This is a genomic window from Variovorax sp. GW460-12-1-14-LB1, assembly GCF_059423605.1.
In genome coordinates this window covers 1-19851 of record NZ_JBWKYF010000050.1, presented here as the reverse complement: position 1 = coordinate 19851, position 19851 = coordinate 1, and the positions used below count along the sequence as shown (strand labels likewise).

General features: G+C 67.0%; 17 protein-coding genes. 10 read left to right on the top strand and 7 right to left on the bottom strand.

Going from position 1 to position 19851, the window contains the following annotated elements:
- Positions 1–369: 369 nt before the first annotated feature.
- The 4 genes from AC07Y4_RS22625 to AC07Y4_RS22610 all read left to right on the top strand — a co-directional run bounded on the left by AC07Y4_RS22625 (position 370) and on the right by AC07Y4_RS22610 (position 2847).
- A complete protein-coding gene (locus AC07Y4_RS22625; protein ID WP_062479916.1) occupies positions 370–492 on the top strand; it encodes a hypothetical protein in 123 nt (40 codons plus the stop codon).
- A 35-nt stretch (positions 493–527) separates the two neighbouring features.
- The gene (locus tag AC07Y4_RS22620) at positions 528–1631 is read left to right on the top strand and encodes an NAD(P)/FAD-dependent oxidoreductase (protein ID WP_495275154.1); all 1104 of its coding nucleotides are present in this window, start codon (positions 528–530) and stop codon (positions 1629–1631) included.
- A gap of 133 nt (positions 1632–1764) precedes the next feature.
- Entirely contained in the window at positions 1765–2061 is a 297-nt protein-coding gene (locus AC07Y4_RS22615) for a glycine zipper domain-containing protein (RefSeq protein ID WP_056580064.1), read from the top strand.
- 84 nt (positions 2062–2145) lie between these two features.
- Positions 2146–2847 (top strand): phage holin family protein, encoded by a 702-nt coding sequence (locus tag AC07Y4_RS22610; protein WP_495275153.1) that lies wholly within the window; start codon positions 2146–2148, stop codon positions 2845–2847.
- Between the two features lie 25 nt (positions 2848–2872).
- On the opposite strand, the gene AC07Y4_RS22605 is transcribed toward AC07Y4_RS22610, so the two are convergent.
- The gene (locus AC07Y4_RS22605) at positions 2873–3952 is read right to left on the bottom strand and encodes a quinone-dependent dihydroorotate dehydrogenase (RefSeq protein WP_495275152.1); all 1080 of its coding nucleotides are present in this window, start codon (positions 3950–3952) and stop codon (positions 2873–2875) included.
- A 40-nt stretch (positions 3953–3992) separates the two neighbouring features.
- Between AC07Y4_RS22605 and rpiA the strand changes: the two genes are divergently transcribed.
- A complete protein-coding gene (rpiA, locus tag AC07Y4_RS22600) occupies positions 3993–4697 on the top strand; it encodes a ribose-5-phosphate isomerase RpiA (protein ID WP_062479923.1) in 705 nt (234 codons plus the stop codon).
- 40 nt (positions 4698–4737) lie between these two features.
- Here rpiA and AC07Y4_RS22595 read toward each other — a convergent pair whose 3' ends face one another.
- From AC07Y4_RS22595 to AC07Y4_RS22575, 5 genes are all read right to left on the bottom strand, one after another.
- Positions 4738–5367 (bottom strand): glutaredoxin family protein, encoded by a 630-nt coding sequence (locus AC07Y4_RS22595; RefSeq protein WP_495275151.1) that lies wholly within the window; start codon positions 5365–5367, stop codon positions 4738–4740.
- A 59-nt stretch (positions 5368–5426) separates the two neighbouring features.
- A complete protein-coding gene (locus AC07Y4_RS22590; protein ID WP_495275150.1) occupies positions 5427–7475 on the bottom strand; it encodes a M3 family metallopeptidase in 2049 nt (682 codons plus the stop codon).
- Between the two features lie 129 nt (positions 7476–7604).
- Positions 7605–8456 carry a bifunctional methylenetetrahydrofolate dehydrogenase/methenyltetrahydrofolate cyclohydrolase FolD gene (gene folD / locus AC07Y4_RS22585; RefSeq protein ID WP_493192071.1) on the bottom strand — a complete coding sequence of 284 codons (852 nt, stop codon included), beginning with the start codon at positions 8454–8456 and terminating at the stop codon, positions 7605–7607.
- An 80-nt stretch (positions 8457–8536) separates the two neighbouring features.
- Positions 8537–9172 carry a response regulator transcription factor gene (locus AC07Y4_RS22580; protein WP_056580071.1) on the bottom strand — a complete coding sequence of 212 codons (636 nt, stop codon included), beginning with the start codon at positions 9170–9172 and terminating at the stop codon, positions 8537–8539.
- Entirely contained in the window at positions 9169–11709 is a 2541-nt protein-coding gene (locus AC07Y4_RS22575) for a PAS domain-containing sensor histidine kinase (RefSeq protein ID WP_062479933.1), read from the bottom strand. The genes AC07Y4_RS22580 and AC07Y4_RS22575 overlap by 4 nt, the downstream gene beginning before the upstream one ends.
- Before the next feature lie 183 nt (positions 11710–11892).
- On the opposite strand from AC07Y4_RS22575, the gene aceE reads away from it, so the two are divergent.
- The 4 genes from aceE to lpdA are packed head-to-tail and all read left to right on the top strand — an operon-like array spanning position 11893 to position 18749.
- Complete coding sequence (aceE, locus tag AC07Y4_RS22570) at positions 11893–14622, top strand: pyruvate dehydrogenase (acetyl-transferring), homodimeric type (RefSeq protein ID WP_062479935.1); 2730 nt, start codon at positions 11893–11895, stop codon at positions 14620–14622.
- Between the two features lie 49 nt (positions 14623–14671).
- Entirely contained in the window at positions 14672–16333 is a 1662-nt protein-coding gene (gene aceF, locus AC07Y4_RS22565) for a dihydrolipoyllysine-residue acetyltransferase (RefSeq protein ID WP_495275149.1), read from the top strand.
- Entirely contained in the window at positions 16330–16923 is a 594-nt protein-coding gene (locus AC07Y4_RS22560; RefSeq protein ID WP_495275148.1) for an MFS transporter, read from the top strand. Before aceF ends, AC07Y4_RS22560 begins: the two co-directional genes overlap by 4 nt.
- Positions 16920–18749, top strand: a complete 1830-nt coding sequence (gene lpdA / locus AC07Y4_RS22555; protein WP_495275147.1) for a dihydrolipoyl dehydrogenase — start codon at positions 16920–16922, stop codon at positions 18747–18749. Before AC07Y4_RS22560 ends, lpdA begins: the two co-directional genes overlap by 4 nt.
- A gap of 86 nt (positions 18750–18835) precedes the next feature.
- Here the strand turns inward: lpdA and AC07Y4_RS22550 are convergent, their stop codons facing one another.
- Positions 18836–19411 carry a C40 family peptidase gene (locus AC07Y4_RS22550; protein WP_062480809.1) on the bottom strand — a complete coding sequence of 192 codons (576 nt, stop codon included), beginning with the start codon at positions 19409–19411 and terminating at the stop codon, positions 18836–18838.
- A 241-nt stretch (positions 19412–19652) separates the two neighbouring features.
- Between AC07Y4_RS22550 and AC07Y4_RS22545 the strand changes: the two genes are divergently transcribed.
- Positions 19653–19851, top strand: a 199-nt coding sequence (locus tag AC07Y4_RS22545) for a PQQ-dependent sugar dehydrogenase (RefSeq protein WP_495275146.1), incomplete at its 3' end; no start/stop codon positions are given.

The following is a 19851-nucleotide window of genomic DNA, read 5'->3' as shown; positions in this document are numbered from 1 at the left end:
GACGGACGGCGTTTTTCTCGACGCGACCGGCGGATCGTGGGGGCCGCGCCAGGTACCCGGTCCCAGGCAGGCGCTTTGTCACGCTCGCATGCACGCCGGGCAGGGCGCATGGCTCCCTCACCAAAGGGCGCTTCGCTCATGTGCGAAGGCGCGGCGATGCCTAGACTGGCCCTGCCATGCATCGTCCACTGTGATCCTCCCTGTGTGGTGTGGGAGGGGCGAGGACACAGCAGCGTGCGTGGCCCTGTTGCTGGAACGCCTGGGCGAAGGCCTGTTGTCGGTGCGCACCGACGACGCCTTCCGCCACGGGCCGCTTGCAGGCGCGTGAAAGCGCGCTAGAACGACGAGATGGAACGAAGGAGTGCAGCCATGGCCACCCAACCCGATCTTCCGTCTCCGATCACGCCCGACCTGCCGGTCGAGCCCGACGAAGGGCCGGAGCACGCGCCCGACGAGCCCACCGACCCCGAGCCGCCGCCGAGCGCGAGATAGGCAGAGCGCCCGTCGCGCCGCGCTAAGCTCGCGCGATGGATGAAATCGATTGCGCCGTCATCGGTGCCGGCGTGGTGGGTCTGGCCGTGGCGCGCGCATTGGCGCTCGCGGGCCGGGAGGTGCTGGTGCTGGAGTCCGAAGGGGCCATCGGCACGGGAACGAGTTCCCGCAACAGCGAGGTGATCCACGCGGGCATCTACTACCCGCAGGGATCGTTGAAAGCGACGCTGTGCGTGGAAGGACGCGACGCGCTGTACAGCTACGCGCAGGCGCGCGGCGTGCCGCACAGCCGTTGCGGCAAGCTCATCGTGGCGACCTCGGCCGAACAGGTGGGGCAGCTCGACGCGATCCGCGCCAAGGCCGCGGCCAACGGCGTGGGCGACTTGGTGCTGCTCACCGCGCAGCAGGCCAACGCGATGGAGCCGCAGCTGCATTGCGTGGCGGCGCTGCATTCGCCGAGCACGGGCATCGTCGACAGCCACGCGCTGATGCTGGGCCTGCTCGGCGACCTCGAGAACGCGGGCGGCATGCTGGCGCTCAAGTCGCCCATCGAACGCGCCGAATGCGTGGATGGGGCCGTCGTGCTGATCGCCGCCGACGGCACGGCCCTGCGTTGCCGCACCGTGGTCAATGCCGCGGGGCTGGGTGCGCCGGCGCTGGCGCGCCGCTTCGAAGGCATGCCGGCGTCGGTGGTGCCGCGCGAGCACTTCGCCAAGGGCAGCTACTTCACGCTCGCGGGCCGCGCGCCGTTCGGCCGGCTCATCTATCCCGTGCCGGAGCCGGGCGGGCTCGGCGTGCACCTGACGCTCGACCTCGGCGGGCAGGCCAAGTTCGGGCCCGACGTGCAGTGGGTCGAGACGGCCGACGACCTCGTGGTCGATCCCGCACGCGGTGAACGCTTCTACGACGAGGTGCGCCGGTACTGGCCGGCGTTGCCCGACGGCGCGTTGATCCCGGGCTATGCCGGCATGCGTCCGAAGATCTCGGGGCCGGAGGAGCCCGCGGCCGATTTCGTGATCGCGGGGCCGGCGTCGCATGGGGTGTCGGGGCTGGTCCATCTCTTCGGCATCGAGTCGCCCGGACTCACCAGTTGCCTGGCCATCGGACGGCACGTGGCGGACCTGCTCGCCGACGCCTGATGCATGCACTCGGGCACAACTGAGCACATCTGTCGCGCATGAGGGGCTTTCGAGCCTGTAACATGACAGCACGCCATATGCTGGCGTGAAGCCGCCGGCGCGGTGCCGGTGTCATCACGGAGGAAAGATTCCAATGAGTGCATCCAACAATCTTGAAGCAGCAGCCGAAGACATCGCAAGCGACGTGCGCGGCGTGCTGGCCAGCAAGGACCTGGATTCGGTTCCCCACATCAAGGCGCTGCGCCAACGCATCGACACCAAGCTCGCCATCGCGCGCGAGCTGGCTTCCGAAAAGAGCAAGCTGGCCGCCAAGAAGGCGCGCCAGGCGGCCACCGCCACCAACACCTACGCCCACGACGAACCTTGGCAGGTTGCCGGCGCCGCACTGGCCGTCGGCGTGCTGGTGGGCCTGTTGCTTGGCCGCCGCTGAGCGTCACTGCACCGGCCCGAGCGCGCACCGCCGTCCCTTCGTTCGCCGTCGCCACGCTGTGGCCGGTGAGGGCGGAGGCGGCGCATGAGACTGCTGTCCCTGTTCGGGCTCGATGCCCGCATCCGCCGGTTGCGCATCGCCGCCGCCGAAGGTGCGCTGGCGGCCGAGGACCGGGTGCAGTTGCTGCGCATGGCCTGGGAGGACGAGAAGCAGCGGCTGAAGCTGACCCTCGTCCTGGTCGTCGCCGTGCTGGGGCTGACCACCGTCGCGGTGGCGCTGCTCTCGATGGCGGTGGTCGTGCATTACTGGGACACGCCGTACCGCGTCACCGCCGCCTGGGTGGTGGCCGGTGTCTGGGCGGTGCTGTGGCTGGCGGCCGTCGTCGGCCTGATGCGCAGCCTGAGCAATGCCTCCAACAGCTTCGTTCCGACCTTTCAGGAGTTCGAGCGCGACTGGGCCTGGGTCCAGGACCGCTTCAACCTCGGCAAGGACCCGGAGCTGGACGACGAAGCGCCGCGTCCGCCGCGCCCCGCCACGCGTGAAGAGCTGCTGGCCCGCATGGACCGCCAGCGCGAGCGCATCGCCACCCTGCAGGGCGGTCGCGAGACGCAGCCGGCCTCGGGCGAGCCCGTCAATGAATCGGCCGCGGCAACCGCGTTGCGCATTGCGCGCGAACACCCGGTGGCCGCCGGGGTGGTCGCTGCCGCTGCTGTGGCGGTGATCCGTCCGAAGCGGCTGCTGCGCTGGGCCACGGTCATTGCACCGGTGCTCTGGCGCATGCGCTGAGCGACCGGCAGCAAGAAGAACGGACTCAGGCCTTGCGGCGATCCTGCTGCAGCGCCTGGGCTGTTTCGCGGACCAGCCCGGGGCCGCGATAGATCAGGCCGGTGTAGATCTGCACCACGTCCGCTCCCGCGGCGATCTTGGCCTTGGCATCGGCCGCACTCAGGATGCCGCCCACCCCGATGATCGGAAAGTCCTTGCCCAGCGCCGCGCGCAGTTGCTCGATGACGCGGTTGCTGGCTTCGCGCACCGGCGCGCCCGAAAGGCCGCCGGCTTCCTGTGCGTGCGGCAGGCCGGCCACCGCGTCGCGTGCGAGCGTGGTGTTGGTGGCGATCACGCCGTCCATGCCGTGGCGTTGCAACGTGGCGGCAATCACCGCGACCTGGGCGTCGTCGAGGTCGGGTGCAATCTTCACGAACAGAGGCGCGCGCTTGCCGTGGCGCGTGGCCAGCGCTTCGCGCCGCTCGGCCACGGCGCCCAGCAGGGCGTCGAGCGCTTCGTCGCTCTGCAGCGAGCGCAGGTTGGCCGTGTTGGGGCTGGAGATGTTGATCGTCACGTAGTCCGCGTGCGGGTAGACGCCGTCCAGGCAGGCCAGGTAGTCGTCCACCGCGCGCTCGATCGGCGTGGCTGCGTTCTTGCCGATGTTCAGGCCCAGCAGCATCGGCGACTTGCTGGCGCTGGCCTGCTTGCGAAAGCGCGCCTTCTGCACGTTGGCCAGGAAGGCGTCGAGCCCTTCGTTGTTGAAGCCCAGGCGGTTGATCAGCGCATCGCGCTGTGGCAGGCGGAACATGCGCGGCTTCGGGTTGCCGGGCTGGCCCTTGGGCGTGACCGTGCCGACCTCGACGAAACCGAAGCCCATGGCCGCGAAGGCGTCGATGCAGCGGGCGTTCTTGTCCAGCCCGGCGGCCAGGCCGACGCGGTTGGGGAAATTCAGGCCCGCGAGCTGGATCGGGTCTTCGACGCGCGTCGCCGCGTAGGCGCAGGCCAATGGCGTGTTCTGGGTGCGGGCCAGCCCGTCGAGGGTGATTTCATGGGCGTGCTCGGGGTCGAAACCGAACAGAAAAGGGCGGGCCAGGCCATAGAGCGAAGAGGGCAACAGCAGGGGCATCGGATAATTCTCGACTTCAATGAGCCAAGGATTCTCCGCGATGACCGCACCCGCCTCCCCAACCCCTCTTTCCCAGGATGAACTCAAGGCCCAGGTCGGCCTTGCCGCGCTGGCCTACGTGGTCAAGGGCGAGATCGTCGGCGTGGGCACCGGCTCCACGGTCAACAAGTTCATCGACGCGCTGGCCACGATCAAGGACGAGATCAAGGGCGCCGTCTCCAGTTCGGTCGCGTCCACCGAGCGCCTGCGCGCACTGGGCATCCCGGTGTTCGACAGCAACGAGGTGGAAGAGCTGGCCGTCTACATCGACGGCGCCGACGAGATCGACCACCGGGGCTTCATGGTGAAGGGCGGCGGCGCGGCGCTCACGCGCGAGAAGATCGTCGCGGCGCAGTCCAAGCGCTTTGTCTGCATTGCCGACGCCTCCAAGCTGGTCGAGACGCTCGGCGCGTTTCCGCTGCCGGTGGAAGTGATTCCGATGGCCGCGCGCCGCGTGATGCGTCAGTTCGCCGGCCTGGGCGGCATCGCCCAGGTGCGCGAGAAAGACGGCCTGCCGCTGGTGACCGACAACGGCCAGCACATCGTCGACGTCACCGGCCTGCGGATCACCGACCCGCGCGCCTTCGAATCCGAAGTGAGCCAATGGCCCGGCGTGGTGACGGTGGGGGTCTTCGCCCACCAGAAGGCCGACGTGTGCCTGCTGGGCACGGCGTCGGGCGTGAAGACGTTGCAGTTCGCCGGCTGAGCGGCGGCGATGCAGCACGGGGGCGAGGCCCCCGTCGTCTCTAGAACTTGATGCCGGCCGGGTTGTTCGGGCCCGGTGCGTTCGAGGGCGGTGCCGGCGCGGGGTTCGGCGGCTGCAGGGGCGTGTCGGTCGCACGGGGTGCGGCCGCCGCCGGTGCCTGCTGCGCGACGAGCGGGCGCGCTGCGGGCGGGCGGTAGCCCGGGGGCAGGCTGTTGCTCTTGGGATAGCCGGCCGCGTCGAGGTAGCGCGACCATTCCACGTCCGAGAAGCCCTTGAGCTGCTGCGACCCGACGGTCAGCAGCGGCAGCGCGTTCTGTCCGCTCAGGCGCTGAAGGGCGTCGACGTCCTCGTTGCTCTTGATGGTGCGTTCCTCGAAGGGAATGCCGCGCGTGGTGAGCAGCGTGCGCGCTTCGTTGCAGGGGCCGCAGCCTTCGCCGCTGTACAGCGTGACGGGGTAGCGCTGTGCCACCTGGCGCAGTTCGTAGGGAAGCCCGCTGTTCGTCGGCGCGTTGACGCCGGCCGGCTGGGGCCCGCCCGTCGGTGCGTTGGTGACGACAGGGGGCTGGTCCGAGAACGTGACCTTGCCGTTCTTGTCGACCTGGCGGTAGACCGTCTGCGCCAGCACGCTGGCGGTCGACAACACGAGGACCAGGCCGATCAGGCCGCGCATCGGGAGTTTGTAAAAAGTCGGATACATATCTCCCGAGTATCGCAAGCTTCAGCGCCGTATCAAGCGGGCTGGGCCTGGGCCATGCCCTGATGTCGCAGCAGCGCATCAAGCTGCGGCTCGCGGCCCCGGAAGGCCTTGAACGAATCCATGGCGCTGCGGCTGCCGCCGGCCTCCAGGATGGCCTGACGGTATCGGCGGCCGGTCTCGATGTTGGGCTCGCCGTCGGCGCCCACGGTTTCCTCGAAGGCCGCGTAGGCGTCGGCGCTCAGCACCTCGGCCCACTTGTAGCTGTAGTAGCCGGCCGCGTAGCCGCCCGAGAAGATGTGGCTGAAGGTGTTCGGCGTGCGGCTGAAGGGCGGCGAGGGCATCACGGCCACTTCGGCGCGCACCTGACCGAGCAGCGCCATCACGGCGCCCGGTGCGGCGGCGGCGGCCTGGTGCTCGGTGTGCAGCAGCATGTCGAACAGCGAGAACTCGATCTGGCGCAGCGTCTGCAGCCCGCTCTGGAAGTTCTTGGCGGCGGTCATCTTGTCGAAGAGCGCGCGCGGCAGCGGCTCGCCGGTGTCGACGTGGGCCGTCATGTGGGCGAGCACGTCCCACTCCCAGCAGAAGTTTTCCATGAACTGGCTCGGCAGCTCGACCGCGTCCCACTCGACGCCGCTGATGCCCGACACGTCGCGCTCGTTCACCTGCGTGAGCATGTGGTGCAGGCCGTGGCCGAACTCGTGGAAGAGGGTGGTCACGTCGTCGTGCGTGAGCAGTGGCGGCTTGCCGTCGACGCCGCTGGCGAAGTTGCACACCAGCTGCGCGACCGGCGTCTGCAGCACGCCGTCGTCGGGGCGCAGCCAGCGGGCGCGCACGTCGTCCATCCAGGCACCGCCGCGCTTGGCGGCGCGGGCGGAGGGGTCGAGGTAGAACTGGCCGACCTTCTGGCCGGCGCGCTCGATGCGGTAGAACTCGACGCTCGGGTGCCAGGTGGGCGCGTTGTCGCGGCGGATCGACACCTCGAACAGCGTCTCGACGATCTTGAACAGGCCGGCCATCACCTTGGGGGCGGGGAAGTACTGCTTCACCTCCTGCTCGCTGAAGGCGTAGCGCGCTTCCTTGAGCTTCTCGCCGACGTAGGTCCAGTCCCAGGCCTGTGGGTCGAGGAGGTTCAGCTGTTCGGCCGCGAAGGCGCGCAGGTCGGCCAGGTCGCGCTCGCCGTAGGGCTTGGCCTTGGCGGCGAGGTCGCGCAGGAACTTGACGACCTGCTCGGGCGATTCGGCCATCTTGGGCACGACCGAGAGTTCGCCGAAGTTCTTGTAGCCCAGCAGCTTCGATTCTTCCTCGCGCAGCGCGAGGATCTCGGTGATGAGCGTGGTGTTGTCGAACTTCGGATCGCCGAGTTCGCTGGCGCGCGTGACGTAGGCGCGGTACAGGGTTTCGCGCAGTGCGCTGCTCTTGGCGAACTGCATCACCGGCAGGTAGCACGGCATCTTGAGCGTGAGCTTGTAGCCCTTCTTGCCTTCGGCCTCGGCGGCCGCGCGCGCGGCGCTCACCACGTCTTCGGGCACGCCGTCGAGTTCACCCAGCTGCGCGTAGTGCGCGAAGGCGTCGGTGGCGTCGAGGGCGTTCTCGCTGAACTTCTGGCTCAGCTCGGCCTGGCGTTCCTGGATGTCGGCAAAGCGCTGCTTGGCCTCGCCCTGCAGCTCGGCGCCGCCGAGCACGAAGTTGCGCACGGCGTTCTTGTGCGCCTGGCGCTGCTCGGGGTTGAGCGTGGCCGGGTCGATGGCCTTGTACTTGGCGTACAGGCGCTCGTCGGAACCCAGGCGCGTCCAGAAGGCGGTGACGCGCGGCATGGCCTCGTTGTAGGCGGCGCGCAGCTCGGGCGTGTCGACCACGGCATTGAGGTGGCCCACGGCGCCCCAGGCGCGGCTGAAACGTTCGGAGGCCACGTCGAGCACCTTGGAGATCGCGATCCAGTCGGCCGGGAATTCGGGCGCCGTCACCGTCTGCAGCGCGGCCTCGGCATCGGCCAGCAGCGCGTCGACCGCGGGCGACACGTGTTCGGGCTTGATGCGGTCGAACAGGGGGAGGTCGGTGAAGTCGAGGAGCGGATTGGTCATGTGAAAGATCCTGGGCGAGCGTAGCGAAGCCATTTCGGGAACCACCGCGGAACCGGCTTTGCCGGGCCGCCGGTGGTGCCCCTTGAGGGGGAGGCGGCTACACGCAGTGAGCCAACAACGGGATGGTTCTTATCTTGCGGCGCGTTCGGCCGCTTCAAGGGTGTTGACCAGAAGCATCGCGCGCGTCATGGGGCCGACGCCGCCGGGCACGGGGGTGATCCAGCCGGCCACTTCCTTCACACCGTCGAAATCGACGTCGCCGGCCAGCTTGCCGTCGGCCTTGCGGTTCATGCCCACGTCGATGACGACCGCGCCGGGCTTCACCATGTCGGCGGTCAGCAGGTCGAGCTTGCCCACGGCGGCGACGACCACGTCGGCCTGGCGCGTGAGGGCTCCCAGGTCTTTCGTGGCGCTGTGGCAGACGGTCACGGTGGCGCTCTTGGCCAGCAGCATCATGGCCATGGGCTTGCCGACGATGTTGCTGCGGCCGATGACCACGGCGTGCTTGCCGCGCAGGTCATAGCCGATCGATTCGAGCATCTTCATGCAGCCGTGCGGCGTGCAGGGCCAGAAGCCCGGGGCACCGGTCATCAGCGCGCCGGCGCTGGCCACGTGGAAGCCGTCGACGTCCTTGGCGGGCGAGATGGTCTCGATGACCTTCTGGCTGTCCATGTGCTTGGGCAGTGGCAGCTGCACCAGGATGCCGTGCACCTTGGGGTCGTCGTTGAGGGCGCGGATGCGCGCCAGCAGGTCGGCTTCGCTCAGGTCGGCGGGGTAGGTCTCGAGCGTGGCCGAGAGGCCGGTCTCGGTGCTGTCGTTGACCTTGTGCTTGGTGTAGACCTGGCTCGCCGGATCGCTGCCCACCAGGATGATGGACAGGGCCGGGTTCACGCCGCGGGCCTTCAGCGCAGCGGTGCGGCCGGACACCTCGGCGCGGATGGTTTTGGCGAGGGCGTTGCCGTCGATCAGTTGGGCGGTCATCGGTTTTGATTTTCCAAGTAAAAACGCCCGCTTGCGCAGGCGTGGGGAAGGTGCGTGGCTATCGCAGGGATAGCTGCAGCTCAGGAGGCCTTGGCGGCTGGGGCCGCTTGCCCGAGCGCGATCTTGAGCAGATCGGCCACGGTGTTGGCGTTGAGCTTTTCCATGATGTTGGCGCGGTGCGCCTCCACCGTCTTGATGCTGATGCCCAGGTCGTCGGCGATCTGCTTGTTCAGGCGGCCGGCGACGATGCGCTCGAGCACCTGCGCCTCGCGGCCGGTGAGCTTGGACAGCAGCGCGTCGCGGCTGGCCGACTGCTGGTGCTGCGTGAAGGCGCCGCGTGCGTGTTCGAGCATGCGCTCGACCAGCGACACCAGCTCTTCGTCGTTGAAGGGCTTCTGGATGAAATCCATCGCGCCCTTCTTCATGCTGTCGACCGCCATCGGCACGTCGCCGTGGCCGGTGATGACCACGATCGGCAACGGAGAACGCCGTTCGATCAGCCGATCCTGCAATTCGAGGCCGGTCATGCCGGCCATGCGGATATCGACGATCAGACAGGCGACTTCGCGCGGGTCGTATCGGGAGAGAAAGGATTCGGCGGACTCGAAACAGCGGACTCTGTAGTCCTTGCCTTCGAGCAGCCATTGCAGCGAATCGCGTACGGCTTCGTCGTCATCGACGACATAGACCGTGCCCTTCTTCGGAATCAAACTCATGCAGGTACCTTTGCCTCGTCGCTTGCTACGGAACTGATAGCGTCCAACACCGGAATCCAGAAGGAAAAACGGCATCCGATCACATCCGGGCCATTGTAGATGTTCTCCGCCTGCATCCGGCCGCGGTGCGACTCGACGATGGTGCGGCACAGGTTGAGCCCGATGCCCATGCCCTCGGGCTTGGTGGAGAAGAAGGCCTCGTAGAGCCGGTCCATGACCTCGGGCGAGAGGCCCTTGCCCGTGTCCTGCACCGAGAACTCGATGGCATTGTGCCCCTCGATCACCTTGGGCAGTACGCGCAACTCGACGCTGCGGCGCGCCAGCGGGCGGTCGGCGATGTCGATGGATTCGGCCGCGTTCTTCAGCAGATTGACCATCACCTGCTCGATGAGGATCGGGTCGACGCGCACCACCGGCAGCCGCGCGGCCACGTAGTGGTTCAGGCGCACGTTGCGCCGGCGCAGTTCGATGCCCGCGAGTTCGACCGCCTCGCTCACCATGGTGGCGACGTCAGCCGGCGTGCGGTTGGGTTCGCTGCGCTTCACAAAGGAGCGGATGCGCTGGATGATCTGGCCCGCGCGCTGCGCCTGCTTCGAGGTTTTTTCGAGCGCGGCGAGCAGGGCGTCGTTGTCGATCGTCTGCCCCTTGATGCGCGACATCATCCCGTTGCAGTAGTTGGCGATGGCCGTGAGCGGCTGGTTGAGCTCGTGCGCCACGCTGGAGGCCATTTCGCCCATGGTGATCAGGCGGCTCGCGGCCTGGGCCTTGTCGGCCTGCGCGGCGGCCTGCTCTTCGGCGTCGCGGCGCGGCGTGATGTCGGTGGCGATCACCAGCTGCGCCAGGCGGCCGTCGACCCAGGTCAGGTAGCGCGAGCGCACCTCGAGCCACTTGCCTAGGTGCGGCACGAAGATCTCGTTGTTCGCGGTCTGGGCGGCGGTGAGGGTGTCGATGGGCAGGCCGGCGTAGGGGTCGACGTCGTCCAGGCCTTCGTCGTGCGCGTTCGACGGCGGCACGCCGGCCTGCGCCACCATGCCCAGGTGGCCCACGGTGTCGGAGCCGAACCACAGTCGGTACAGCTTGTTGGCGAACAGCAGTTCTTCGCTGCCGATGGGCGCCACCGACACGGCGGCGTCGAGCGCCTCGAGCACGGTGGTGAAGCGTTCGTACGAGGCGGACAGCTGCTCGCGGATGCGCGTCGGCTCGGTGATGTCGGTCATCGACGTCATCCAGCCGGTCTGGTGGCCGCGCGCGTCGATCAGCGGCGACACGTACAGGCGGGCGTTGAACACGCTGCCGTTCTTGCGCTTCACGCGCACCTGGAAGCCGCCGGGCAGGGCGCGGCCGTGCAGTTCTTCTTCGAGGCGCTCGTTCATCACCTCGCGGTCGGATTCGAGCCAGTAGGGGAAGGGCGGCGTCTGGCCGACGAGCTCGTCTTCGCTCCAGCCCGTCATGGCGCAGAACGCGGCGTTCACGTAGGTGATGCGGCCTTGCAGGTCGAGCACGCGCATGCCGGTGAGCATGGAGTTTTCCATCGCGCGGCGGAAGTTGGTCTCGGCGACCAGCCGCTGCTGCGCCTGCAGGCGGCGGCGCGTGTGGCGCCAGGTGCCGATCAGCATCCAGCTGGTCATCACGCTGAGGGCGCACACGAGCCAGAAGAGGCCGTTGCCCACCACGCCCTGCGAGGTGCGGTAGGCCTGCGCGCGCAGCATCAGCGCATTGCCCACGGGCGACACCGGCACTTCGTATTCGTTGGTGGCTTCGGTCCAGGGCAGCAGGCGAGTGCCGCTGTTCTTCAGCGGCGTGGTGTTGCCGGCGATGACGTTGCCCTTGGCGTCGAGCAGCGACACGGCATAGCGCGCCTGCACCTCGGAAGGCATGCCGTAGCGCAGCAGGCCGTCGATGGAGAACTCGCCGAGCACGACGCCGGCGAACAGGCCCTGGTCGAACAGCGGAATGTGCAGCTGCAGCATCGCGGCCGGTTCGCCGCCGGCCACGGGCTGCGAGTACACCGGCTGGCGCAGCTCGCGCGCCAGCGCGTAGTTGCTTTCGATGTCGCCGGGGCGCAGCACGTCGCCGATCAGGTGCTGTTGCGCCGGATGCACGCTGGGTGCGGCATAGCCGGCCTTGAAGCGGCGGCGGTCGTCGATCCAGCTGATGGTCTGCAGCTCGGGGAACTGGCTCACGAGCGACTCGGCGCGGCTCGTGAACTCGACCGGATCGATCTCGCGGTTGGAGGCATCGCGCGCGATGCGCATCAGCTGTTCCTGCCGCTCCAGCAGGCGCAGGCGCATGCGCTGTTGCGCGTACTCGACATCGCGCCGCACCGACTCCTGCTCGCGCTCGACTTCTTCGGAGCGCAGGTACCAGAACGCCGACACGATGGCCGCGAGAAACAGCAGCACGGCCGCCATCGGCGCGAGCATTGCGACGGCGTCCTGCAGCACGGGTGTCTGCTTGCGCCACCACGTGCGCCACCAGGACAGCGGCGAGGCTTTGACGGCACTGCGGGCAACCGCGAGCGGGGAGGAGAGAGGCATGGGCGGAGTTTAGGGGATGGCCCTCCCGGGCAAGAGGCCCTGCCGGGGACGTGCCTCCTTGATATTTCATAATAAGAAATCAACAAGCACTATTTGAAATAGGGAAACTTCTATGCGAAACTCCGGCGCGCTCGGTGCCCAGCGCACTAAATTACAGCCACAGCCCTAAAAGGAGAGACAAGCATGTCGGCAAATCCCGAGAACCTGTTCGGCTCGGCCGCAAACGATGCGGACGCCCAGGAGACGCGTGAATGGATGGATGCACTGTCTTCCGTCATCCAGAGCGAAGGGCCCGAGCGGGCGCACTTCCTGCTCGAACAACTGCTCGAACATGCGCGCCAGAACAGCGTCGACATGCCGTTCTCGGCCAACACCGGCTACGTGAACACCATCGAGCCGGGCGTGGAAGCCCGCAGCCCCGGCAACCTCGAGATCGAACAGCGCCTGCGCGCCTACATGCGCTGGAACGCCATGGCCATGGTGGTCAAGGCCAACCGCATCCACCCGCCCGAAGGCGGTGACCTGGGCGGCCACATCGGCTCCTTCGCCTCGCTGGCCAGCATGTTCGGCGCCGGCTTCAACCACTTCTGGCACGCCGAGAGCGAAAACCACGGCGGCGACCTGCTGTACATCCAGGGCCACGTGTCGCCTGGCATCTATGCCCGCGCCTACCTGGAAGGCCGCCTCTCCGAAGACCAGCTGCTCAACTTCCGTCAGGAAGTCGACGGCAAGGGCCTTTCGAGCTACCCGCACCCGAAGCTGATGCCCGAGTTCTGGCAGTTCCCCACGGTGTCGATGGGCCTGGGCCCGCTGATGGCGATCTACCAGGCGCGCTTCCTGAAGTACCTGCACGCCCGCGGCATCGCCAACACCGAGAACCGCAAGGTCTGGGTGTTCTGCGGCGACGGCGAAATGGACGAAGTCGAATCGCTCGGCGCCATCGGCCTGGCCGCGCGCGAGAACCTCGACAACCTGATCTTCGTCATCAACTGCAATCTGCAGCGCCTGGACGGCCCGGTGCGCGGCAACGGCAAGATCATCCAGGAGCTCGAAGGCGAGTTCCGCGGCGCCAACTGGAACGTCATCAAGCTGATCTGGGGCAAGGGCTGGGACGCGCTGCTCGAGAAGGACCATGACGGCGCGCTGCGCAAGATCATGATGGAGTGCAACGACGGGGACTACCAGTCGTTCAAGGCCAACGACGGCGCCTACGTGCGCAAGAACTTCTTCGGCCGCGACCCGCGCACGCTGAAGATGGTCGAGCACCTGACCGACGACGAGGTCTGGAACCTGCAGCGCGGCGGCCACGATTCGCAGAAGGTGTACGCCGCCTTCCACGCCGCCCAGAACCACAAGGGCCAGCCCTCGGTGCTGCTCGTCAAGACCGTCAAGGGCTTCGGCATGGGCAAGATCGGCGAAGGCAAGAACACGGTCCACCAGACCAAGAAGCTCGGCGACGAAGACATCAAGGCCTTCCGCGACCGCTTCAACATCCCGATTCCCGACAGCCAGATCGCCGAGCTGCCGTTCTACAAGCCGGCCGACGACACGCCGGAAATGCGCTACCTGCACGAGCGCCGCAAGGCCCTGGGCGGTTACCTGCCGCACCGCCGCGTCAAGGCCGACGAGAGCTTCACGGTGCCCTCGCTCGACACCTTCAAGGCGGTGATGGAGCCCACGGCCGAAGGCCGCGAGATCTCGACCACGCAGGCCTACGTGCGCTTCCTCACGCAGCTGCTGCGCGACAAGGCCCTGGGCCCGCGCGTCGTGCCCATCCTGGTGGACGAGGCCCGCACCTTCGGCATGGAAGGCCTGTTCCGCCAGATCGGCATCTACAACCCGCACGGTCAGCAGTACACCCCGGTCGACAAGGACCAGGTCATGTACTACAAGGAAGACAAGGCCGGCCAGATCCTGCAAGAGGGCATCAACGAAGCCGGCGGCATGTCCAGCTGGATCGCTGCGGCCACGTCGTACAGCACGAACAACCGCATCATGGTGCCGTTCTACGTGTACTACTCGATGTTCGGTTTCCAGCGCATCGGCGACCTGGCCTGGGCGGCCGGCGACATGCAAGCCCGCGGCTTCCTGCTGGGCGGCACCTCGGGACGCACCACGCTGAACGGCGAAGGCCTGCAGCACGAAGACGGTCACAGCCACATCCTGGCCAACACCATCCCGAACTGCGTGAGTTACGACCCGACCTTCGCGCACGAAGTCGGCGTGATTCTGCACCACGGCTTGAAGCGCATGGTCGAGAAGCAGGACAACGTCTACTACTACCTGACGCTGCTCAACGAGAACTACGCGATGCCCGGCCTGCAGCCCGGCACCGAAGAGCAGATCATCAAGGGCATGTACCTGTCCAAGCAGGGCCCGGTGGTCAAGGCCGCCAAGGGCGCCAAGGAAGCACCGACCGTGCAACTGTTGGGCAGCGGCACCATCCTGCGCGAGAGCTTTGCCGCGCAGGAACTGCTCGAGAAGGAGTGGGGCGTGTCGGCTTCGGTGTGGAGCTGCCCGAGCTTCAACGAACTGACCCGCGACGGCCAGGACGCCGACCGCTGGAACCTGCTGCACCCCGACCAGACGCCGCGCGTGCCCTTCGTGGCCGAGCAGCTCGGTGCCTCGACCGGCCCGGTGATCGCGTCGACCGACTACATGAAGGCGTACGCCGAGCAGATCCGTCCGTTCGTGCCGAAGGGCCGCAACTACAAGGTGCTGGGCACCGACGGTTTCGGCCGCAGCGACTTCCGCGCCAAGCTGCGCGAACACTTTGAGATCAATCGTCACTACATCGTCGTGGCCGCGCTCAAGGCGCTGAGCGAAGATGGCACCGTGCCGGTGGCCAAGGTGGTGGAAGCGATCAAGAAGTACGGCATCAATGTCGACAAGGTCAACCCGCTTTACGCTTGAACATCAACAACCAACGAACGAACGGCGCCTGACGGCGGGAGACAACGATATGGCAGCAGTGGAAGTGAAGGTGCCGGACATCGGCGATTTCGATGAAGTCGCGGTGATCGAGGTGCTCGTGAAGGTGGGCGACACGGTCAAGGCCGAACAGTCGCTCATCACGGTCGAATCGGACAAGGCGTCGATGGAAATCCCGTCGTCCACGGCCGGTGTGGTCAAGGAAATCAAGGTCGCCGTGGGCGACAAGGTCAAGGAAGGCTCGGTGGTGCTGGTGGTCGAGGCCGAGGGCGCGGCTGCCGCCGCCCCGGCGCCGGCCGCTGCGCCTGCTGCGGCGGCACCCGCTGCGGCGGTTGCAGCGCCTGCGCCCGCCGCAGCCGCACCGGCAGCCTCGGGCCCGGTCGACGTCAAGGTGCCGGACATCGGCGACTTCAAGGACGTCGCGGTCATCGAGCTGCTGGTGAAGGTGGGTGACACCATCGCCGCCGAGCAGTCGCTGATCACGGTGGAGTCGGACAAGGCGTCGATGGAAATCCCGTCGTCGGCCGCCGGCGTGTTGAAGGAACTCAAGGTCAAGGTCGGCGACACCGTCAACATCGGCGACCTGATCGCGGTGCTCGAAGGCGCCGCAGGGGCTGCAGCACCCGCATCGGCGCCCGCGCCGGCACAGGCCGCGGCTGCTGCGCCCGCTGCTGCAACCGCCAGCGCACCTGCGCCGGCTGCCGCTGCGCCTGCTGCAGCTGCCCCGGCCCACCAGCCGACCTCGGCCCCCACCGGCAGCCTGCCGCACGCCTCGCCCTCGGTGCGCAAGTTCGCACGCGAACTCGGCGTGCCGCTCGAAGAGGTCAAGGGTTCCGGTCTCAAGGGCCGCATCACGCAGGAAGACGTCCAGAACTTCACCAAGGCCGTGATGAGCGGCCAGGCCAGCACCAAGGCCTCGGCGGCCAAGGCGCCGGCCGGTGGTGGTGGCGACGGCGCGGCGCTGGGCCTCATTCCGTGGCCCAAGGTCGACTTCACGAAGTTCGGCACTGTCGAGCGCAAGGACCTGTCGCGCATCAAGAAGCTCAGCGGCGCGAACCTGCACCGCAACTGGGTGATGATCCCGCACGTCACCAACAACGACGAAGCCGACATCACCGAGCTCGAGGCCTTCCGCGTCTCCACCAACAAGGAGAACGAGAAGTCGGGCATCAAGGTCACGATGCTCGCCTTCGTGATCAAGGCGGTGGTCGCGGCGCTGAAGAAATTCCCTGACTTCAACACCAGCCTGGACGGCGACCAGCTCGTCTACAAGCAGTACTACAACATCGGCTTCGCGGCTGACACGCCCAACGGGCTCGTGGTGCCGGTGCTGAAAGATGCCGACAAGAAGGGCATCCTGCAGATCAGCGCCGAGATGGGCGAACTCGCCAAGAAGGCGCGCGACGGCAAGCTCGGCTCGGCCGACATGCAGGGCGGCTGCTTCTCGATCAGCTCGCTCGGCGGCATCGGCGGCACGCACTTCACGCCCATCATCAACGCCCCCGAAGTGGCCATCCTCGGCCTCTCCAAGGGCCAGATGAAGCCGGTGTGGGACGGCAAGCAGTTCGTGCCGCGCCTCACGCTGCCGCTGTCGCTGTCGTATGACCACCGCGTGATCGATGGCGCTCTGGCTGCGCGTTTCAACGCCTACCTGGGCCAGGTGCTCGCGGACTACCGTCGCATCCTGCTATGACCACGGTTGTGGCCGTCCGAAAGGGTGGCCAGGTCACGATGGCGGCCGATTCGCTGGTGACCTTCGGCGACACGCGCATGTCGCACAACGCCGAAGCGAACCAGAAGATCTTCACCGTCGAGGATGCCGCGGGCCAGAGCCTGTTCGCGGTGGCGGGCGCCGCCGCGCACCAGCTGGTGCTCCAGCATGCGCTGGCGGCTCAGCCGCGCGAGGCGCTGCAGTTCGGCAGCAAGCACGAGGTGTTCCACACCTTCACGCAGCTGCATCCGGTGCTGAAGGATTCGTTCTTCATGCAGACCAAGGAAGACGAGCACGAGCCCTACGAGTCGAGCCAGTTCACGATGCTGCTGGCCAACCCGAGCGGCATCTACGGCATCTACAGCTACCGCGAGGTGTTCGAGTTCAAGCAGTACTGGGCCATCGGCTCGGGACGCAGCTTCGCGCTCGGCGCCATGCACGCGGCCTATGACAACAAGTCGCGCAACGCGCGCGACGTGGCGGAGGCGGGCATCGCCGCCGCCTGCGAATTCGATCGCAATTCGGCCCTGCCGGCCGACGTTCTCACACTCAAAATGAAAGTGTCCAAATGAGCGAACAACACATCAAGGTGCCGGACATCGGCGACTTCGACGAAGTCGCGGTGATCGAGGTGCTGGTCAACGTCGGCGACACGGTCAAGGCCGAGCAGTCGCTCATCACGGTCGAATCGGACAAGGCCTCGATGGAGATTCCCTCGTCGGCCGCCGGCGTGGTGAAGTCGCTGGCCGTGAAGGTGGGCGACAAGGTCAAGGAAGGCTCGGTCGTGCTGACGCTTGAAGTCGACGGGGCCGCCGCGCCCGCGCCGGCTGCGGCGGCACCCGCACCGGCCGCAGCTGCTGCGCCAGCGCCCAAGGCGGCCGCACCGGCCCCTGCCGCGGCAGCGTCCGTGGTGGTGTCCAGCTACGGCGGCAAGGTCGATGTCGAGTGCGACGTGGTCGTGCTGGGCGCCGGCCCCGGCGGCTACTCGGCCGCCTTCCGCGCGGCCGACCTCGGCCTGAAGGTCGTGCTGATCGAACGCTACGCCACCCTCGGCGGCGTGTGCCTGAACGTCGGCTGCATTCCCTCGAAGGCGCTGCTGCACGTGGCGTCCGTCATGGACGAGGTGAAGCACTTCGCCGACCTGGGCGTGAGCTTCGCCGCGCCCACGGTCGACCGCGCCAAGCTGCTCGGCCACAAGAACAAGGTGGTGGGCAAGCTCACTGGCGGCCTCACGGCCATGGCCAAGATGCGCAAGGTGACGGTGCTGCGCGGCGTGGGCAACTTCATCGACCCGTACCACCTGGAAGTCGAAGAGACCTCCGGCACGAGCTGGGACACCACCGGCAAGAAGCAGACCGTCAAGTTCCGCAACGCGATCATCGCGGCCGGCTCGCAGTCGGTGAGCCTGCCCTTCATGCCGAAGGACCCGCGCGTGGTCGACTCGACCGGCGCGCTCGAGATGGGCACCGACCCCAAGCGCATGCTGGTGCTGGGTGGCGGCATCATCGGCCTCGAAATGGGCACGGTGTATTCGACGCTGGGTGCGCGCCTCGATGTGGTCGAGATGCTCGACGGCCTCATGCAGGGCGCCGACCGCGACCTCGTGAAGGTCTGGCAGAAGATGAACGCGCCGCGCTTCGACAACATCATGCTCAAGACCAAGACGGTCGGCGCCGAAGCCACGAAGGAAGGCATCAAGGTCACCTTCGAGGGCGAGAACGCGCCGAAGGAACCGCAGGTGTACGACCTCGTGCTGCAGGCCGTGGGCCGCAGCCCGAACGGCAAGAAGATCGGCGCCGAGAAGGCCGGCGTCACGGTGAGCGATCGCGGCTTCATTCCGGTCGACATCCAGATGCGCACCAACGTGCCGCACATCTTCGCCATCGGCGACATCGTGGGCCAGCCCATGCTGGCGCACAAGGCGGTGCACGAGGCGCACGTGGCGGCCGAAGTCATTGCCGGCGAGCAGAAGGGCGACAAGGAGCTGTCCAGCGCCGCCTTCAACGCCCGCGTGATCCCCAGCGTGGCCTACACCGACCCCGAAGTGGCATGGGTCGGCCTCACGGAAGACCAGGCCAAGGCCGAAGGCATCAAGGTCAAGAAGGGCCACTTCCCGTGGACCGCATCGGGCCGCGCCATCGCCAACGGCCGCGACGAAGGTTTCACCAAGCTGCTGTTCGACGCCGAGACGCACCGCATCCTGGGTGGCGGCATCGTCGGCACGCATGCCGGCGACATGATCGGCGAGATTGCGCTGGCCATCGAGATGGGCGCGGACGAGATCGACATCGGCAAGACCATCCATCCGCACCCGACGCTGGGCGAAAGCATCGGCATGGCAGCGGAAGTGGCGCACGGCACCTGCACGGACCTGCCGCCGGCGAAGAAGGCGGCCTGATCTGGAGGCGCTACGGCGCCTGTCGAGCGCCCACAAAAAATCCCGCCGCGGCGGGATTTTTTTCGTCCTGGATTCGGTGTGCCGAGTCAGTCGCTGGCGGTGCCCATGGCTGCCGCCTTGACCTCGTCGCCCTGGCCGCTGAGCACCCGGCGGGCGCCGTCGAAGCGGCGCTGCCAGTAGCTGCCGTTCATGTCTTCGACACGGACCTGGGCGCCGGAGCGGGGGGAGTGGATGAACTTGCCTTCGCCGACGTAGATGCCGACGTGGCTGAAGGTGCGGCGCATGGTGTTGAAGAACACGAGGTCGCCGGGCTTGAGCTGGCTGCGGTCGATCTTCTCGGTGGCGGCGGCCTGTTCTTCGGCGCGGCGCGGGAGCACGTGGCCCACCGTCTGGTTGTACATGGCGCGGACGAAGCCGCTGCAGTCGAAGCCGGATTCGGCGGTGTTGCCGCCACGGCGGTAAGGAACGCCGAGGAAACCGATGGCGGTCACGACGAGGTCGGACGTGCGCTCTGCGACGGTCTGGCGAACCTGATGGAACTGGCCGACCAGGCCGCGTTCGGCAAGGATTCGGTCCATCTCATCCGATCGATCCTGTTGAGGGGGGGCGGCGTGGACGGCCACGGCGAACAGGAGGGATACGGGTAGGACGAAAAAACGCATGGCGCGTAGGATATTGATGACGCGCAGTTATGTCAATTTAATCTGAATTGTTGAATGCGTGCGTAAACCATTGATTTACATGAACTTTTTCGATCCGGCGAAAGAAAAAATGTAACGGTGAACGTTTATGCGGCATAAGGATTCGAATGTAAACGTCTCGGTCGATATGACTTTGTGGTCTTAAGAGTCGATATGTGCGTTTCATTTGTTGTCAAGATGGCCTCAAATTCAGGAAATCTTCATGAACTTGCGAAATTTCTCCTTTCGTCGCTCCCTGGGAAGCCTCGTGGTGCTCGCCGGTTGCGGCTTGGCTGGCGCGGCCATGGCGCAAGTGCGTGCCGAAACCGTCGCCTCCGGTCTTGAGAGCCCCTGGGGCGTGGCCTTCCTGCCGGAGGGCCGTTTCGTGGTCACCGAGAAGCCCGGCCGCCTGCGGTTGGTGG

Excerpts from the sequence above, each read along its gene's own strand:
- AC07Y4_RS22625 (WP_062479916.1), top strand. The coding sequence starts at position 370 with ATGGCCACCCAACCCGATCTTCCGTCTCCGATCACGCCCGACCTGCCG.
- AC07Y4_RS22620 (WP_495275154.1), top strand. The coding sequence starts at position 528 with ATGGATGAAATCGATTGCGCCGTCATCGGTGCCGGCGTGGTGGGTCTG.
- AC07Y4_RS22615 (WP_056580064.1), top strand. The coding sequence starts at position 1,765 with ATGAGTGCATCCAACAATCTTGAAGCAGCAGCCGAAGACATCGCAAGC.
- AC07Y4_RS22610 (WP_495275153.1), top strand. The coding sequence starts at position 2,146 with ATGAGACTGCTGTCCCTGTTCGGGCTCGATGCCCGCATCCGCCGGTTG.
- AC07Y4_RS22605 (WP_495275152.1), bottom strand. The coding sequence starts at position 3,952 with ATGCCCCTGCTGTTGCCCTCTTCGCTCTATGGCCTGGCCCGCCCTTTT.
- rpiA (WP_062479923.1), top strand. The coding sequence starts at position 3,993 with ATGACCGCACCCGCCTCCCCAACCCCTCTTTCCCAGGATGAACTCAAG.
- AC07Y4_RS22595 (WP_495275151.1), bottom strand. The coding sequence starts at position 5,367 with ATGCGCGGCCTGATCGGCCTGGTCCTCGTGTTGTCGACCGCCAGCGTG.
- AC07Y4_RS22590 (WP_495275150.1), bottom strand. The coding sequence starts at position 7,475 with ATGACCAATCCGCTCCTCGACTTCACCGACCTCCCCCTGTTCGACCGC.
- folD (WP_493192071.1), bottom strand. The coding sequence starts at position 8,456 with ATGACCGCCCAACTGATCGACGGCAACGCCCTCGCCAAAACCATCCGC.
- AC07Y4_RS22580 (WP_056580071.1), bottom strand. The coding sequence starts at position 9,172 with ATGAGTTTGATTCCGAAGAAGGGCACGGTCTATGTCGTCGATGACGAC.
- AC07Y4_RS22575 (WP_062479933.1), bottom strand. The coding sequence starts at position 11,709 with ATGCCTCTCTCCTCCCCGCTCGCGGTTGCCCGCAGTGCCGTCAAAGCC.
- aceE (WP_062479935.1), top strand. The coding sequence starts at position 11,893 with ATGTCGGCAAATCCCGAGAACCTGTTCGGCTCGGCCGCAAACGATGCG.
- aceF (WP_495275149.1), top strand. The coding sequence starts at position 14,672 with ATGGCAGCAGTGGAAGTGAAGGTGCCGGACATCGGCGATTTCGATGAA.
- AC07Y4_RS22560 (WP_495275148.1), top strand. The coding sequence starts at position 16,330 with ATGACCACGGTTGTGGCCGTCCGAAAGGGTGGCCAGGTCACGATGGCG.
- lpdA (WP_495275147.1), top strand. The coding sequence starts at position 16,920 with ATGAGCGAACAACACATCAAGGTGCCGGACATCGGCGACTTCGACGAA.
- AC07Y4_RS22550 (WP_062480809.1), bottom strand. The coding sequence starts at position 19,411 with ATGCGTTTTTTCGTCCTACCCGTATCCCTCCTGTTCGCCGTGGCCGTC.